A 14763-nucleotide genomic window follows, 5' to 3' on the forward strand; every position below is an offset into this window, starting at 1 on the left:
TACGGAATACCTTTTTTGTAGAATTAATACCAACAACTATGAACCAAAATCAAAATAAACTGAAAGCCAGTGTTGCCTTGCTTCGCATCTTTATCGGGTGGCACTTTTTGTTTGAAGGTGTGGTGAAGATGTATAATCCGGAATGGACATCTTTTGGGTATTTGGCCACCGCACAAGGACCATTTGAATGGTTTTTTACCATGTTGATTGGTGATGCAACCATAGGTTGGGTAGATACCATGAATATTATTGCCCTTATGGTGGTAGGTGTAACCTTTACCTTGGGGGTTTTTGAACGAATCGGTGCCTTTGTCGGGGTAGGGCTATTGGCACTTTATTTCTTGGCACATCCGCCATTCCCGGGACTCACCCAAATGAACGTCGAGGGAAACTACTGGATCATCAATAAAAACTTGATTGAGCTGGTGGCCTGTATTGTAATATATCAATTGCCCACGGGAAGTTACTTTGGCTTGGATTATCTCAGAAAGAACAAACTTAAAACACAGGAACAATGAAATGGACTAGAAGAGACCTATTGATAGGGTTGGGCGGCCTTCCCATACTTGGAGCTGTATGGTGGGCAGGAGCGGCAACCTCGGTCAACTCGCGCAAGAAGCGTTCAGAAATATTGGAGCAGCTCAATATAAAACCATCATTGCCACCTGCGGTTCCCGGGATAGGAGGCGACCCAGTTCGCATAGGGGTAATTGGATTTGGTATCCGTGGAGAGCAATTGACAAGGGCCTTGGGCTTTGCTACCGACGAGTGGAAAGAAGAAATGCGCTTGGCTGCCGAAGAAGACCTTAATAACAAAAGATTGGAGGATTTTGAGGCCCAAGAACGTCTCAACGTGAAATTGGTGGGCATTTGTGATGTATTTGATGTGCGGGCAGAGAAATTCATCAACTCTTTCTCCACGGAGGACAATAAGATCAAAAGATATTTGAATTATAAGGATATGATCAAAAGTGGTGAAGTGGATGCCGTGGTGATCGCAACACCAGATCATTGGCATGCCCCCATGTCCATTGAGGCTTTGAACCATAATGTACATGTCTATGTGGAAAAACCTATGACACATACGGTTGAAGAAACCTACACTTTGCGCGATGCTGCCGAAAAATCCGAAGCAGTGTTCGCTGTGGGACACCAGCACAGGCAAACCCTAAGTTTTAGTACCGCCCGCGATATTGTGGAAAAAGGGACTTTGGGACATGTGTCGTTGATCCAGACCAACACAAACCGTAACGATGACAATGGCGCTTGGAATTATGATCTCCATGAGAAAGCCAGCCCCGAAACCATTGATTGGGAACAGTTTTTAGGCACTGCACCAAAAGTACCGTTCAATAAGAACCATTTTTTTAGGTGGCGTAAGTGGTGGGCCTATGGTTCGGGTCTTTCGGGCGATTTGTTGACCCACGATTACGACAGGTTAAATTGTGTGCTGAACATGGGTATTCCGACTGCGGTCAGCGCTTCGGGCGGAATTTACACCCATAACGATGGTAGAAATGTTCCGGATGTGATCCAGGTGAATATGGAATTTCCCGAGTTCAGTACCGGAAGCAGTCAAACCAAGGGCAAAGAAAGGGGAATGACCTTTTGTTACAGTGCCACATTGGGCAACGGTTTTAATCGACCTACAATTTTAATGGGGCACGATGCTACCATGGAACTGGGCAATAGATTAACTGTTTGGCCCGATAGCGCATCCACCCGATATGCCGACATGTTGGAGGCTGAGAAAATGAAACCCAATGTGCCCATTTACCAATATGATCCAGCTGCAGGGTCGACCGATGCGGTTTCATCGGCCACATCGCAATATTTTGCCGATAAGGGTCTTATGTGGACCTATATAGATGGTGTTCGTGTAGATTCTACTTTCTTACATATGCGGGAGTGGCTGAGTGTAATTAAGAATGGTGGTAATGTAAGCTGTGGCATTAAAGAAGGTTTTGATGAGGCCATTTCGGCACACATGGCCGGCTTGTCCTGGAAATTGGGCAGAAAAATAGAGTGGGATGCGGCCAGTCAAACATTAAAGCCCATTGAGGGTGTCGATTTTGACCAAGTACTGTTGGCCAACGATAATTGGAATATCCAGCCAGAAATGGTTGATGAGGTTTCTTGACTTTTAGGATTTTAATCCGGAAGTGGGATGTTGCCGAGTAAGATAAGATTACGAGGCAATGTCCCGCTTTTTTATAATGGTATATTTTAGGGATGGACTATTTTTTACGCTCCAACTCGATTTCATAAATCTCTCTTCCTAACTGTGCCAGAAACGGGATTCCTATTTCGTCATACTCATAAGTGTTATCGTTAAATATGCCATTGCTGTTTACCAAAATGGTTGCGGTAAGTATAAAATCCACATCGTTTTCTGCGTCTTTAATGTAGGCGCAATCCGTTAAGGTGCCATAGGCATACCCTACTTTGTTGTAAATTTTTATGTGATTTGGCATGGGGTCCGTGTGGTCGCCAAACATAAAAAACTTAACATAACTATCGTAATACTCATCCGGGTCATAACCCACCTTAGCGGGTAAGGTGTGCATGGCGGTGTGGAGAAGCTCGTATTGTTTTTCATTTAAATTAAAACGCTCTTCTGCAGGAAATGCTTCAGGAAACATCACCCTTTTTAATAAGTTGCTCTGGGCTTGGATAGGGTAGTAATTCTTTAAACTAAAATCGAACGGGGTCTTTTGGAGTTTATCATCGCCCATAAAACCGATTCCCTTTTTAATGTTTTGCAAATCCAATGGGAGTATCGGATCGTTTACTATAGGAGCGCTCATGGTGGTCGTGGAGTCGTTTAGGTAAAAAACCAAAGACTTTGTGGTGACCTCGTCGGCATTGCTAGTGGATAAACGGTGGGAAATCCTAATGGGGGAAATGCCACGGTCCAACATTCTTTTATTTAAGTCGTCCTGACCCAAGAATTCAATTAACCTGTTGTTGGCGGCATTGTCCGAAACCGCAAAAATCTCCGATACGGCCTTTGCGAATGTGGTTTGTACAGAATCGCCTTCCACAAAAAAGGTGGAATGGGCGTTCAGTGTATCGATTTCGTTCAACTTTTCCAAGGCAGCCACTGCAGCTGGGAACTTGACTGTGCTCGCTGGATAGAAATAATTGTTTTTTTCTACCTGAAAATCATAATCGGTAAAAATAATGCTGTCGTTCCTACGGTCAATTTGAGTATATCTGATCTGCACTTCGTGGGCATCCAGATTTTGCATAACATTGGCAATCTTTGGATCGGTAGAGGAAAGCGCTTTTTGCAAAGGGTCGCTGGGGCCATTCTCTGCACAGGACGTTATTAAACCCAGCATACAGAGAATTGAAATTTTACGTAACATATACTTAAATTTCACCGTTATACACCTGGCCCCTGTGTGGTTTAAGGATGCTTCTCACTTCCTTTAGCTCAAATTCTGCGACGACCAAAAAGGCAATACTGTGCGTGGGACTGTAATGTTCGATACCGCCCAGGTCGTATTTTAATTCCTCGACTTCAACAAACTCTTTTAGGTGTTTTAAATAGTGTTCTGCGGTATGGGCTGCGCTTGGTCCTCTAAAATCCCAAATAATTTTTATTTTTCTATCCAAAAGTTTTTCCATTGTTTTTAAGATTCGGTTACAGATTTACCGGTTTCGGCAAAGGCTTTAAAGTCTTGCATATATTTGAACGATTGTTTTTTGAACGCTCCGGGCATTAGAAAACCCATTAACTTCATTCCAAATCCAGAAAATTGAAACTCGGTTTCCGAAACCCAACGGGTTTTGTCTCCTTCATCCTTAAAGTAGTTTTTTTGGATGTTGTGCACTCCCTTGGTGTCGTAGGTCATGTGCATTTCTTCGGGCAGTTTTCTTTTGATGATGGTCTCTACCATGTCCATTTCCCTTTTCCCCATTTTATAGCTGAGGCTCATTTGGGCACCTTCTTGTCCGGGGGTCTTGGACAGTTGTTCATACTTGATCAATCCTCGTTGCCAATGTTTCATATTTTCGGGGTCGTCCATTTTTTTAATGAACTCGTCCCGTGGAATATCCACAACAATTTCGGTAGTGTACTTCATTTTTAGTTTGGTTTTGCACTAAAGTAGCAATTTCTGTACATCTATCCCGATTAAAAAATCTGTTAATGATATGAGAACCTTCTTGTAAGGGATTTAGTAATTGTTATTTTTGCGAAATGCTTAAGCACCAAAAAAATACGCTTTTCCTTTTTTGTGCATTGTTGGTCATACTTTTTTCTTCGTGCGAAGGTATGTTCAATAAAGATGAAGAAAAGGAACCTTTGGCACGTGTGGGGGATGTCTATCTGTACAAAGAGGATGTTGCATCGTTGGTAGATGATGACATGACAGCCGAGGATAGTACAATTTTCGTTACCAACTATATTAATACTTGGGCATCCAAACAATTATTGTTGACCAAGTCAAAAATCAACTTGCCTGGAGAAAAGTTGGCAGAATTCGATCGTTTGGTGTCCGATTATCGTGCTGATCTCTACACAAGGGCCTATATAGAAGCATTGGTGAACCAGTCCCAGGATACTGCTGTTACCCAAGGCCAATTGTTGGAATTTTACGAACAGGAAAAAGAAAACTTTAAACTTAACGAAAAGTTGGTGCAGTTGAGGTTTGTGGGCATGTCCAGTCAGTTTTTGGATAGGAAAGGTGTAGAGGACAAATTAAAAAAATGGGACAAGGCCGATAAGCGATATCTGGATTCTATCGCGGTACAGTTTAAAAAAATACATTTTAACGACTCCATTTGGGTAAGCGCTTCGAGGGTAATTGCAGAAATCCCGCCGTTGAACCGTGCCAATGAAGAGACGCACTTAAAAAAATCACAATTTTTTGAGTTACAAGATTCGTTAGAAGTATATTTGGGCTTGGTGACCAATGTATTGGAAGTCAATGAAACAGCTCCTTTTGATTATGTTGAGCCCGATATTAAACAACTGATCTTGAACAGAAGACGATTGAGCTACGTAAAAAAACTTGAAACCGATATTATTGATGAAGCCATTAAGAAGAAAGAATTTGAGGTTTATGACAATGAGAATTAAAGGACTTTCCATCGCATTTTTTGCCATGGTAGGATTGGTGCAAGCACAGGAAATGGACCAAGCACTTGGAACAGACTCCACGGCTAGTGGAAATAAAATAAAACTGGATGGAATTGCCGCAGTGGTAGGAGATTACGTAATCTTGGAATCCGACATAGACAAAACACTTATCGATTTAAAGAACCAAGGCGCCTCCACCGAAGATATTACACGCTGTAGCCTCTTGGGAAAATTAATGGAAGATAGACTTTATGCGCACCAAGCGGTACAGGATAGCTTGTTGGTATCGGACGATATGGTAAATGCACAAAGTGACCGACAGATACAACAGCTTACCCAACAGATCGGTAGTGTGGAAAAAATGCTCAGCTATTATAAAAAGCCGGATATGGAAAGTTTTCGTGAAGAGCTTTTTGAAATAAACAAACTTCGAATGCTTTCCGAAAAAATGCAAAGCAAGATCGTAGAGGAAATCGAAGTTACTCCCGAGGAAGTACGTCAGTTTTTTTACAAGATACCCGAAGATGAACGCCCGGTATTTGGTGCGGAACTGGAAATAGGACAAATTGTAAAACAGCCCGAGGCACCAGAAGAAGAAAAACAAAAGGTGATCAATGAGCTGAACAAGATCAGGCAAGATGTTCTGGAAAACGACGGAAATTTTAGGGTAAAAGCCATTCTACATTCAGAGGACCCCGGTTCTAGACCAAATGGCGGTTTTTACAGCATTACCAAAGAAACTCAATTTGTTAGGGAATTTAAGGATGTGGCCTTTAGTCTAAATGAAGGCGAAGTTTCCGAACCATTTGAGACTATTTTTGGCTACCATATCATTTTCGTGGAGAAAGTAAGAGGGCAAGAGCGGGATATTCGTCACATTCTCATGATTCCGGATATACCACAAAGCGCAATAGATAAAGCAGTAAGCGAATTGGACACGATTCGTCAGCATATATTGGATGGCAAATACACTTTTGCAGAAGCAGCATTGAACTTTTCCGATGAAAAAGAAACCAAGTTTGATGGCGGATTATTGCGTAACCCTATCAATTTTGATTCTCGTTTTGAGCTTACCAAAATGGATCCAACACTTTACAATCAAGTTAGGGACCTAAAGGATGGGGAAATATCAAGGCCCATCCGTGAAGATGATCCAAGAGGAGGACCTCCAAAATTCAAAATCATGAAAATCTCTAACCGTTACGATGAACATGAAGCGGATTTTGCCAAGGATTATCTAAAAATCCAAGAGCTCGCCCTAAGGGAAAAACAGTTTAAGGCCATAAAAGAATGGATGGACGAGCATATCGAAGACACTTATATCCATGTGGACGATGAGAGTAAAAGCTGCAATTTTGCGAACAACTGGGTAAAGCAATAATTGTATGTCGGATGTAACAGCGGTTGAAAACCTGGTAAAAAAGCACCAAGATTTAAAAAAAGAGATCGCCAAGGTCATTGTTGGCCAAGAAGAGGTTATCGAGCAAATACTGCTATCCATATACACAGGGGGGCATTCACTGTTGATCGGTGTTCCCGGTCTGGCAAAAACCTTGATGGTCAACACCATTGCCCAGACATTGGGGCTGGACTTTAAAAGAATACAATTTACACCAGATCTAATGCCGAGCGATATCTTAGGTAGCGAGGTGCTTGATCAAAACCGCAATTTTAAATTTATAATGGGGCCGGTTTTCGGTAACATTATTTTGGCGGACGAAATTAACCGTACCCCGCCCAAGACCCAGGCAGCTCTGCTGGAAGCAATGCAAGAAAGAGCCGTTACCATTGCGGGCAAACAATACAAATTAAATCGGCCTTATTTTGTTTTGGCCACACAAAACCCGATAGAACAGGAGGGAACCTATCCGTTGCCCGAAGCCCAATTGGACCGTTTTATGTTTGCCATAGAACTAAAATACCCCTCCATTGAAGAAGAAATACAAGTGGTGAAATCTACCACTTCGGATAATGAAATCCAGATAAATACCCTGTTTAATGCCGACGAAATCATTGAGGTTCAGCACTTGATCAGGCGAATACCTGTTCCGGACAATGTGGTGGATTATGCCGTAAGACTGGTTAACAGAACCCGGCCAAATCAAGACGGTGCATCGGATTATGTAAATAATTATATCGATTGGGGCGCAGGCCCACGGGCATCACAAAATCTGGTACTCGCAGCTAAGGCACATGCCGCAATCCATGGAAAATTCTCTCCGGACATCGAAGATGTAAAAGCAGTGGCCCTGGGAATATTGCGCCACAGGATACTTAAAAACTACAAAGCGGAAGCAGAAGGTATCACAGAGGATAAAATTATTGGGGAATTATTATAAAATAATTTTCCTCGTACTTATTTAGTACGATTCTAATTCCAAATTACTTTACGATTTAGTAAATTTACCGAATTACGAAAATCTAAAAACTCAATTGTATAATGGCATTTGATATAGACATGATTAAGGGCGTTTACGCTTCCATGGGGGAACGCGTGGAAAAAGCCCGAGAACTGGTTGGTAAGCCCCTAACGCTTTCGGAAAAGATTTTATACTCCCACTTGTGGGACGGCGATCCAGAAAAGGCATATGTAAGAGGAAAGGATTACGTTGATTTCGCTCCCGATAGAATAGCTTGTCAGGATGCAACAGCCCAAATGGCCTTGCTACAGTTTATGCAAGCAGGAAAAGATAAAGTGGCGGTGCCGACCACAGTTCACTGTGATCACTTGATTCAAGCCAAAGATGGTGCTGCGGCAGATTTAAAGCATGCCAACGAGACCAGTAGCGAGGTATTTGATTTCTTGGGTTCTGTATCAAATAAGTATGGAATAGGATTTTGGAAACCGGGAGCAGGTATCATCCACCAAGTAGTATTGGAAAATTATGCATTCCCGGGCGGAATGATGATCGGAACAGATTCCCACACCGTAAATGCAGGTGGTCTGGGTATGGTAGCTATCGGAGTTGGTGGAGCCGACGCTGTAGATGTAATGGCCGGTATGGCATGGGAACTTAAATTCCCAAAGTTGATCGGTGTAAAACTTACCGGTAAACTTTCTGGTTGGACAGCACCCAAGGACGTAATTCTAAAAGTGGCCGAAATCTTGACCGTAAAAGGGGGAACGGGAGCCATTGTTGAATATTTTGGCCCTGGCGCAACCGCAATGTCCTGCACAGGAAAAGGAACTATTTGTAATATGGGGGCCGAGATAGGTGCAACCACTTCTACCTTTGGATACGACGAATCCATGGAGCGTTACCTAAGGGCGACCGATAGATCTGATGTAGCCGACGAGGCCAATAAGGTAAAAGAGCACTTAACAGCAGATCCAGAAGTATATGCCGACCCAGAGCAATATTTTGATCAAGTGATCGAAATTAACCTATCCGAGTTGAAGCCCTTGTTGAACGGTCCTTTTACCCCGGACTTGGCAACGGAAGTTGGAACTATGAAAGAAAAAGCCGAAGCCAATGATTGGCCTTTGGCAGTGGAGTGGGGATTAATAGGCTCTTGTACCAATTCTTCTTATGAAGACCTTTCAAGAGCATCGTCCATTGCGCAACAAGCATTGGACAAAAAACTAAAAACAAAAGCGGAATTTGGAATTAACCCAGGTTCTGAGCAAGTTAGGTATACCACGGAACGTGACGGTATCTTGGAAATATTCGAAAAATTGGATGCCAAGATATTTACCAATGCCTGTGGACCTTGTATTGGTCAATGGGCACGTTACAAGGACCCAAAAAATGCACCAAAGAACAGTATTGTACACTCCTTTAACCGAAACTTTGCAAAACGTGCGGACGGTAACCCAAATACCCACGCCTTCGTAGCTTCACCGGAAATGACCGCTGCAATAGCCATTGCAGGCCGTTTGGATTTTAACCCGTTAACGGACAAGTTGATCAACGAAGATGGCGAAGAAGTAATGTTGGACGAGCCAACAGGATGGGAGTTGCCACCAAAAGGATTCGAAGTAAAGGAAAACGGATACGAAGAGCCCCAAAAAGATGGAAGTGGTGTGGTTGTAAAAGTTTCTCCGGATTCTGAGCGTCTACAACTTTTGGAACCTTTTACACCTATTACCGTGGATAACCTACAGGGTATGAGGCTATTGATCAAAGCCTTCGGAAAATGTACCACGGACCACATTTCCATGGCAGGACCTTGGTTGCGTTTTAGAGGTCATTTGGACAATATTGCCAACAATACGCTAATTGGTGCAGTAAATGCATTTAACCAAAAAACCAATTTTGTCAAGAATCAATTGACTGGAGAGTACGGCGGTGTGCCAGATACGCAACGTGAGTACAAAAAGAATGGAATTATGACGATAGTTGTGGGTGATCATAACTATGGAGAGGGATCTTCCAGAGAGCATGCTGCCATGCAGCCACGTCATTTGGGCGTTGCGGTCGTTTTGGTAAAATCCTTTGCAAGGATCCATGAAACAAACCTTAAAAAACAAGGGATGTTGGCCTTGACCTTTGCCAATGAGAACGATTACGATTTGATTCAAGAAGACGATACATTCAATATTGTGGATGCTGCAGAATTTGCGCCGGACAAGCCATTGACCATTGAGGTTGTCCATGCGGATGGAAGCAAGGATACCATAATTGCCAACCATTCGTATAACGATGCCCAGATAAAGTGGTTCAACGAAGGTTCGGCCTTGAACTTGATCAAAAAACAGAATGCTTAATTGTATCTAAATAATTTGTCAAAACTCCTGACGTTATACTGATGTCAGGAGTTTTTATTTTTTGAGAAACACATTTTAATGAAGATCAGTAGAAAGACCATCCTCAATGTTATATTGATTCTTTTCATCCTATCTTTTTTTGTTACTCCGATTGGGTATTATGGGAAAATTTGGTTGAACCGTGCTTTTTCATTTTCACCATCGGTAATAGAAAAGTCGGAACGTCAACAAATAACCAATTACGATTGGCAGCTAAAAGATGAAGATTGGAACTTTTTTAACTTTAAAAGATCTAAAGGAAACGTAATCCTTATCAATCTATGGGCATCCTGGCGATTGCCCTCCGAGGCTGAACTTGCAAGTATTCAAGAGTTATACGACAAATATAAAGGGAAGGTGGATTTTTACATCATTACCAACGAAGAGCAAGAGCCTGTTAAGGCTTTCATGGAAGAAAACAATTTTACATTCCCGGTTACCTATTTGATCATTGGGGAAAAAACCGCAGTGGATACCAGTAAAGTGCCATCCTCTTATGTAATCGATAAAGCGGGAAATATTGTAATCCATAACGAAGGAATCGCTGACTGGAGCACTACAAAGGTCTACAAATTACTGGATGAATTAATTGCGGAATGAAAATTACCAAAGAACAGATCAGTAATGGTATATGGATATTGGCCATCTTGCTCATACTTTTTACACCTATTGGTTTTCATGTAAGGGTTTGGGTCAATAAAGTGGTTGCTGTTGTAGTTAGTCCGGGCACGGTAAACAAAAACGAGCAGGCGGTACTGGAAGATTACCATTGGGAACTTGTGGATAGGGAGGGGAATAAAATGAACCTTATCTCTCACAAAGGCAAAGTTGTATTGATCAATGTTTGGGCTACATGGTGCCCGCCTTGTGTAGCAGAATTACCAGGTTTCGCCGATTTGTACAAGGATTATGGCGATAAAGTTGTTTTTGCTTTTGTCGCCAATGATGACGAAGACAAAGTTTCGGCCTTTTTAGATAAAAAGGAGTATAATCTTCCCGTTTATTTTCAAGCTTCCTATACGCCCAAAGTTTTGGCAAGCAACTCAATTCCTGTTACTTATATTTTAGATAAAGAAGGCAACATTGTGGTCAATAAAACAGGTGCTGCCAATTGGAACTCGGACAAGACCAGAGCACTTTTGGATAATCTACTTGCCGAATAAAATCAGTTTTTCTTAAAATATTTAAAGGGAACCAGCAACATGCCAAAACACTCGCCATCTTCTTTTCCCAGATGCTTGTGGTGAATTTTGTGCGCTCGGCGAACACCTCGCGCATACCAATTATTGGCGTTTCTAAATATTTTGAAGCGTTGGTGTATAAAAATATCGTGGACCATAAAATAAGCGATGCCATAGGCAAGTATTCCAAAACCCAATGGCCAGCCGTACCAGAAGGACGTATAGCTGCCCAGATAAAATAGTACCATGCTCACCACGGCATAAAAAATAAAGAAAGCATCGTTCCGCTCAAACCACGAGTCGTGGTCCTTTTTATGGTGGTCCTTATGAAGACTCCACAAAAAGCCGTGCATGACATATTTATGGGTGAACCACGCCATAAATTCCATAAAGCAGAAGGTCGATAAAAATATTAGTATCCAAAGTGCTACTTTCATTGTACCAGTTGCAATTTATAGTTTACATAGGATTGGGCCAAGAGCCCAAATTTTTGATAATTGGGTACTCGAATCCGGGTATTTTTGATTTCCAACGGAGGGGTGCTCTGTAATTTTTGAAGCAATTTTTTGTAGTAGCGATACGCAGTGTAGACTCCAAATTTAGCTTGTTCCGGTAATTGAACAATACCCGAATACCCTAATGCGAAATCAGCTTTAATTTCGTCCACGATACGTTTTTTGGATGCTTCGTCGAGTTCCATTAAATCTGTATTTGGGAAATAAGTTCTGTTAAGTTCTTCATAATCGGCTTTTAGGTCTCGGAGAAAATTTACTTTTTGGAAGGCAGAACCCAGTGCCATCGCAGATTCTTTTAATTTTTCGTATTTATCTTTATCTCCTTGAACAAAAACGCATAGGCACATCAATCCCACAACATCGGCAGAACCATAAATGTATTCGCGATATTCATCAAATGTCTCGTACCTCTTTTTGGTAAGGTCCATTCGCATACTTTTCATAAAAGAGGCAACCAAATGGTAAGGTATATCGTACTTGTGATAGGTGTGCTGAAAAGAGTTCAATATTGGGTTGAGGCTAATTTTTTGCTCGATAGCGCGATCCATCTCATTCTCAAAAGCATCAAAAAGCTGCTTTTTGTCGTACTCATGAAAGGTGTCCACAATTTCATCCGCAAATCGAACAAAACCATAAATGTTGTAAATGTCCGCTCGGATGGAGGGAGCCAACATTTTGGTCGCCATGGAAAATGAAGTACTGTAGGACTGGGTTACAATCTTACTGCAACTATACGAAACGTCGTCAAAAATAGTTTTCATCTCTTTTCTTCTTTAATGATTAAATCGGCCACCAGTTTACCGGATATCAGGGAAGGTGGGACCCCTGGTCCGGGAACGGTCAACTGACCAGTAAAGAACAAGTTTTGGACCTTACTACTTTTAAGGTTAGGTCGCAAAAAAGCGGTCTGGCGCAGAGTGTTGGCCATACCATAGGCGTTTCCTTTGTATGAATTGTATTGTTCCACAAAATCGTTTACACAAAAACTATCTCTAAAAATTACGGAATTTTTTACAGATTGTTGGGTCAGATTTTCGAATCTGTCCATAATTATATCAAAATATTGGTCTCGCAGTTCGGGCGTATCTTCAAGGTCTGGAGCAATCGGTATCAAGAAAAATCCGTTTTCTTTGCCATTGGGAGCCATGGAGGCATCCGTTACGGACGGAAAATTAGCATAGAACAAAGGTTTGCTCGGCCATTGTGGGCGATCATAAATTTCCTCGGCATGCTGTTCAAAATCAGTGTCAAAAAAAAGATTGTGATGCTCAATGTTTTCCAACTTTTTATCGAATCCTACATAAAAAAGAAGAGATGAAGGGGCGTAGGTTTTTTTATCCCAATACTCCTCGGAGTACTGTCTATATTTTTTGTCCAACAGGGTTTCGGAATGGTGGTAATCCGCTCCACTTACCACAAAATCGGCTATTTGGTTTGTGCCCTTGCTTCGGATACCGAGCACTTTGCCCTCGGATACCAAAATATGGCTGGCTGGACTGTTGGTGTGTATGGTTACGCCCAAGGATTCGGCCAAACTCTTCATGGCCTTTATAATTTCGTACATTCCTCCTTTTGGATGCCAAGTGCCCAGTCCAAAATCGGCAAAATTCATAAAATTGTAGAAAGAAGGCGTATTACTGGGTTTTGCGCCCAAAAACAAAACGGGAAACTCTAGCGTGGATACCAATTTTGGGTTTTTGAATCGCTTTCTAACCTGCTGGCTTATGGTTTTAAAAAATTGGTCGACTTTTAGAACGGTTTCTTTGGTTACCAGTTCCAACGGTGAAAGACCAGGTCTGAGAACAACTTTGTTAATGGCAATGTTATAGTTTTCCTGGGCTTGGCCTATAAACTGTTTTAGGTGCTGACTGCTACCGGACTCAATACGTTCAAATTCATCACAAATGGCATCCATACAGTCCCCAATGGTCATGGTATCGTCTTGGAAGAAGATCTTGTAGGCGGGGTTGAGTTTGTCCAATTGGTAGTAATCGGAAGTTTTTTTACCGAAATCGGCAAAGAATTTATCAAAAATATCGGGCATCCAATACCAACTTGGACCTATGTCAAAAGTAAATCCTTCCTTGGTCAGCTGCCTTGCCCTGCCGCCCACAGTGTCGTTTTTTTCAAAAATTTCAACGGAATAACCGGCGTTTGCCAAATAACAGGAGGCAGAGAGCGAGGAAAAACCAGAACCGATTACTATTACCTTTTTCATTTGTCTTTAAAGTGATTCAATAAGTTGATCTATGGACTTGAAAATTTTTATGGGTTCCTTAGGTTTTAATTCTCCTATTTCTTGGATCTGATGTCCGAGGACAAACAATTGGGAGGTTGGGGATTTTTTCAGGACCTTTAGGAATTTATTAAAATAATCCCCCATATCATCTTTTGTAGGAGCAACGGTAAAATAAGAAACAAAGCGTATGTTGGTATAATATTTTAACAGATCTCCCAAGCTTTCGATGGGCATGGTCTGTCCCAAGTATATGGTTTTATACTTTTTTAAAGCCAATTGATAATTAATGTACAAAAGACCTAATTCATGAATTTCGTTTTCTGGCAAAAACAGGACATACACTTCGTCTTTTCTGGAAGGTGTCTCAAACTGGAGCATCTCGGTGTGGATGTATATTTTCTGTTTGATCAGGTTCGAGATAAAATGTTCGTGGGCCGGACTGATCGTATTGGTCTGCCATAACAACCCGAGCTCGTTGAGCAGTGGTATAAAAACCTCGTTGAAAATTTGGGTAAAAGACTTTTCTTCCATTAGACCGTTGTAGGTTTTTAGGAAGAGTGACTGATCAAAATTGAGCATAGCCAACTTAAAAGAATTTATGGAGTGGCTTTTCTCGCTATTTTTAGCTATGATTTCGTTGACCAAAGATGGTATGTTTTGGTCCCCTAACTTGGCGATTTTGGAAATTTTGTACCCATTATTGTACAGTAAGGTTACATTCAAGAGCTTTTGTAAGCTTTCCAAGTTGTAGGTGCGAATATTTGTATCTGTTCTTTCCGGACTGAACAAATTGTATCTTTTTTCCCAAATCCTTATAGTGTGGGCCTTGATTCCGGATAGGTTTTCCATATCCCGAATGCTGAAAGATGTTTTTACATTGTTCATTGTTTGAGTTTAAACGTTAAACAAATTTACGATTAAAAAAATGTTGTCCTAGTTTTTTATCATAAATTTTAGAATCCACTTCGGTAATATCAGGCTTTTGGGAAAAA

Annotated in this window: 15 protein-coding genes; 8 read left to right on the top strand and 7 right to left on the bottom strand. The window is 41.5% G+C overall.

The genetic code is table 11. From position 1 onward, the window contains the following. Positions 1–38: 38 nt before the first annotated feature. Positions 39–518, top strand: coding sequence for a DoxX family membrane protein (locus tag AB9K32_RS01355; protein ID WP_252080183.1), 480 nt, complete (start codon positions 39–41; stop codon positions 516–518). Then, on the top strand, positions 515–2140 hold the full coding sequence (locus tag AB9K32_RS01360) for a Gfo/Idh/MocA family protein (RefSeq protein ID WP_369884127.1): 1626 nt from the start codon (positions 515–517) through the stop codon (positions 2138–2140). The genes AB9K32_RS01355 and AB9K32_RS01360 overlap by 4 nt, the downstream gene beginning before the upstream one ends. A gap of 97 nt (positions 2141–2237) precedes the next feature. Here AB9K32_RS01360 and AB9K32_RS01365 read toward each other — a convergent pair whose 3' ends face one another. The 3 genes from AB9K32_RS01365 to AB9K32_RS01375 are packed head-to-tail and all read right to left on the bottom strand — an operon-like array spanning position 2238 to position 4091. Beyond that, complete coding sequence (locus AB9K32_RS01365; protein WP_369884128.1) at positions 2238–3344, bottom strand: serine hydrolase; 1107 nt, start codon at positions 3342–3344, stop codon at positions 2238–2240. 31 nt (positions 3345–3375) lie between these two features. Next, the gene (locus AB9K32_RS01370) at positions 3376–3633 is read right to left on the bottom strand and encodes a hypothetical protein (protein ID WP_224837741.1); all 258 of its coding nucleotides are present in this window, start codon (positions 3631–3633) and stop codon (positions 3376–3378) included. Positions 3634–3638: 5 nt separating this feature from the next. Further along, entirely contained in the window at positions 3639–4091 is a 453-nt protein-coding gene (locus tag AB9K32_RS01375; RefSeq protein WP_224837740.1) for an SRPBCC family protein, read from the bottom strand. Positions 4092–4207: 116 nt separating this feature from the next. Between AB9K32_RS01375 and AB9K32_RS01380 the strand changes: the two genes are divergently transcribed. From AB9K32_RS01380 to AB9K32_RS01405, 6 genes are all read left to right on the top strand, one after another. Beyond that, positions 4208–5089: a peptidyl-prolyl cis-trans isomerase gene (locus AB9K32_RS01380; RefSeq protein WP_252080180.1), complete on the top strand. Its 882-nt coding sequence runs from the start codon at positions 4208–4210 to the stop codon at positions 5087–5089. Continuing rightward, positions 5073–6470 carry a peptidylprolyl isomerase gene (locus AB9K32_RS01385; protein WP_224837738.1) on the top strand — a complete coding sequence of 466 codons (1398 nt, stop codon included), beginning with the start codon at positions 5073–5075 and terminating at the stop codon, positions 6468–6470. The genes AB9K32_RS01380 and AB9K32_RS01385 overlap by 17 nt, the downstream gene beginning before the upstream one ends. A 4-nt stretch (positions 6471–6474) precedes the next feature. Next, complete coding sequence (locus AB9K32_RS01390) at positions 6475–7428, top strand: MoxR family ATPase (RefSeq protein ID WP_293296165.1); 954 nt, start codon at positions 6475–6477, stop codon at positions 7426–7428. Positions 7429–7529: 101 nt separating this feature from the next. Next, on the top strand, positions 7530–9797 hold the full coding sequence (locus AB9K32_RS01395) for an aconitate hydratase (protein ID WP_369884129.1): 2268 nt from the start codon (positions 7530–7532) through the stop codon (positions 9795–9797). A gap of 78 nt (positions 9798–9875) precedes the next feature. Further along, positions 9876–10436, top strand: coding sequence for a TlpA family protein disulfide reductase (locus tag AB9K32_RS01400; RefSeq protein ID WP_369884130.1), 561 nt, complete (start codon positions 9876–9878; stop codon positions 10434–10436). Then, a complete protein-coding gene (locus AB9K32_RS01405; RefSeq protein ID WP_369884131.1) occupies positions 10433–10999 on the top strand; it encodes a TlpA family protein disulfide reductase in 567 nt (188 codons plus the stop codon). Before AB9K32_RS01400 ends, AB9K32_RS01405 begins: the two co-directional genes overlap by 4 nt. A 2-nt stretch (positions 11000–11001) precedes the next feature. On the opposite strand, the gene AB9K32_RS01410 is transcribed toward AB9K32_RS01405, so the two are convergent. From AB9K32_RS01410 to AB9K32_RS01425, 4 genes are read right to left on the bottom strand one after another with little or no spacing between them, the layout of a single operon-like run. Continuing rightward, positions 11002–11454 carry a sterol desaturase family protein gene (locus AB9K32_RS01410; protein ID WP_252080172.1) on the bottom strand — a complete coding sequence of 151 codons (453 nt, stop codon included), beginning with the start codon at positions 11452–11454 and terminating at the stop codon, positions 11002–11004. After that, complete coding sequence (locus AB9K32_RS01415; RefSeq protein WP_369884132.1) at positions 11451–12293, bottom strand: phytoene/squalene synthase family protein; 843 nt, start codon at positions 12291–12293, stop codon at positions 11451–11453. Before AB9K32_RS01415 ends, AB9K32_RS01410 begins: the two co-directional genes overlap by 4 nt. Continuing rightward, positions 12290–13750, bottom strand: a complete 1461-nt coding sequence (locus AB9K32_RS01420; RefSeq protein ID WP_369884133.1) for a phytoene desaturase family protein — start codon at positions 13748–13750, stop codon at positions 12290–12292. The genes AB9K32_RS01415 and AB9K32_RS01420 overlap by 4 nt, the downstream gene beginning before the upstream one ends. Positions 13751–13756: 6 nt before the next feature. After that, the gene (locus AB9K32_RS01425; protein ID WP_369884134.1) at positions 13757–14656 is read right to left on the bottom strand and encodes a B12-binding domain-containing protein; all 900 of its coding nucleotides are present in this window, start codon (positions 14654–14656) and stop codon (positions 13757–13759) included. Positions 14657–14763: the final 107 nt, after the last annotated feature.

Source organism: Allomuricauda sp. XS_ASV26, assembly GCF_041224615.1.
Taxonomy (GTDB): domain Bacteria; phylum Bacteroidota; class Bacteroidia; order Flavobacteriales; family Flavobacteriaceae; genus Flagellimonas; species Flagellimonas alginolytica.

Coding starts and splice junctions, on each gene's coding strand:
- AB9K32_RS01380 (WP_252080180.1), top strand. CDS start 4,208: ATGCTTAAGCACCAAAAAAATACGCTTTTCCTTTTTTGTGCATTGTTG.
- AB9K32_RS01405 (WP_369884131.1), top strand. CDS start 10,433: ATGAAAATTACCAAAGAACAGATCAGTAATGGTATATGGATATTGGCC.
- AB9K32_RS01390 (WP_293296165.1), top strand. CDS start 6,475: ATGTCGGATGTAACAGCGGTTGAAAACCTGGTAAAAAAGCACCAAGAT.
- AB9K32_RS01400 (WP_369884130.1), top strand. CDS start 9,876: ATGAAGATCAGTAGAAAGACCATCCTCAATGTTATATTGATTCTTTTC.
- AB9K32_RS01375 (WP_224837740.1), bottom strand. CDS start 4,091: ATGAAGTACACTACCGAAATTGTTGTGGATATTCCACGGGACGAGTTC.
- AB9K32_RS01395 (WP_369884129.1), top strand. CDS start 7,530: ATGGCATTTGATATAGACATGATTAAGGGCGTTTACGCTTCCATGGGG.
- AB9K32_RS01365 (WP_369884128.1), bottom strand. CDS start 3,344: ATGCTGGGTTTAATAACGTCCTGTGCAGAGAATGGCCCCAGCGACCCT.
- AB9K32_RS01355 (WP_252080183.1), top strand. CDS start 39: ATGAACCAAAATCAAAATAAACTGAAAGCCAGTGTTGCCTTGCTTCGC.
- AB9K32_RS01370 (WP_224837741.1), bottom strand. CDS start 3,633: ATGGAAAAACTTTTGGATAGAAAAATAAAAATTATTTGGGATTTTAGA.
- AB9K32_RS01420 (WP_369884133.1), bottom strand. CDS start 13,750: ATGAAAAAGGTAATAGTAATCGGTTCTGGTTTTTCCTCGCTCTCTGCC.
- AB9K32_RS01410 (WP_252080172.1), bottom strand. CDS start 11,454: ATGAAAGTAGCACTTTGGATACTAATATTTTTATCGACCTTCTGCTTT.
- AB9K32_RS01415 (WP_369884132.1), bottom strand. CDS start 12,293: ATGAAAACTATTTTTGACGACGTTTCGTATAGTTGCAGTAAGATTGTA.
- AB9K32_RS01360 (WP_369884127.1), top strand. CDS start 515: ATGAAATGGACTAGAAGAGACCTATTGATAGGGTTGGGCGGCCTTCCC.
- AB9K32_RS01425 (WP_369884134.1), bottom strand. CDS start 14,656: ATGAACAATGTAAAAACATCTTTCAGCATTCGGGATATGGAAAACCTA.
- AB9K32_RS01385 (WP_224837738.1), top strand. CDS start 5,073: ATGACAATGAGAATTAAAGGACTTTCCATCGCATTTTTTGCCATGGTA.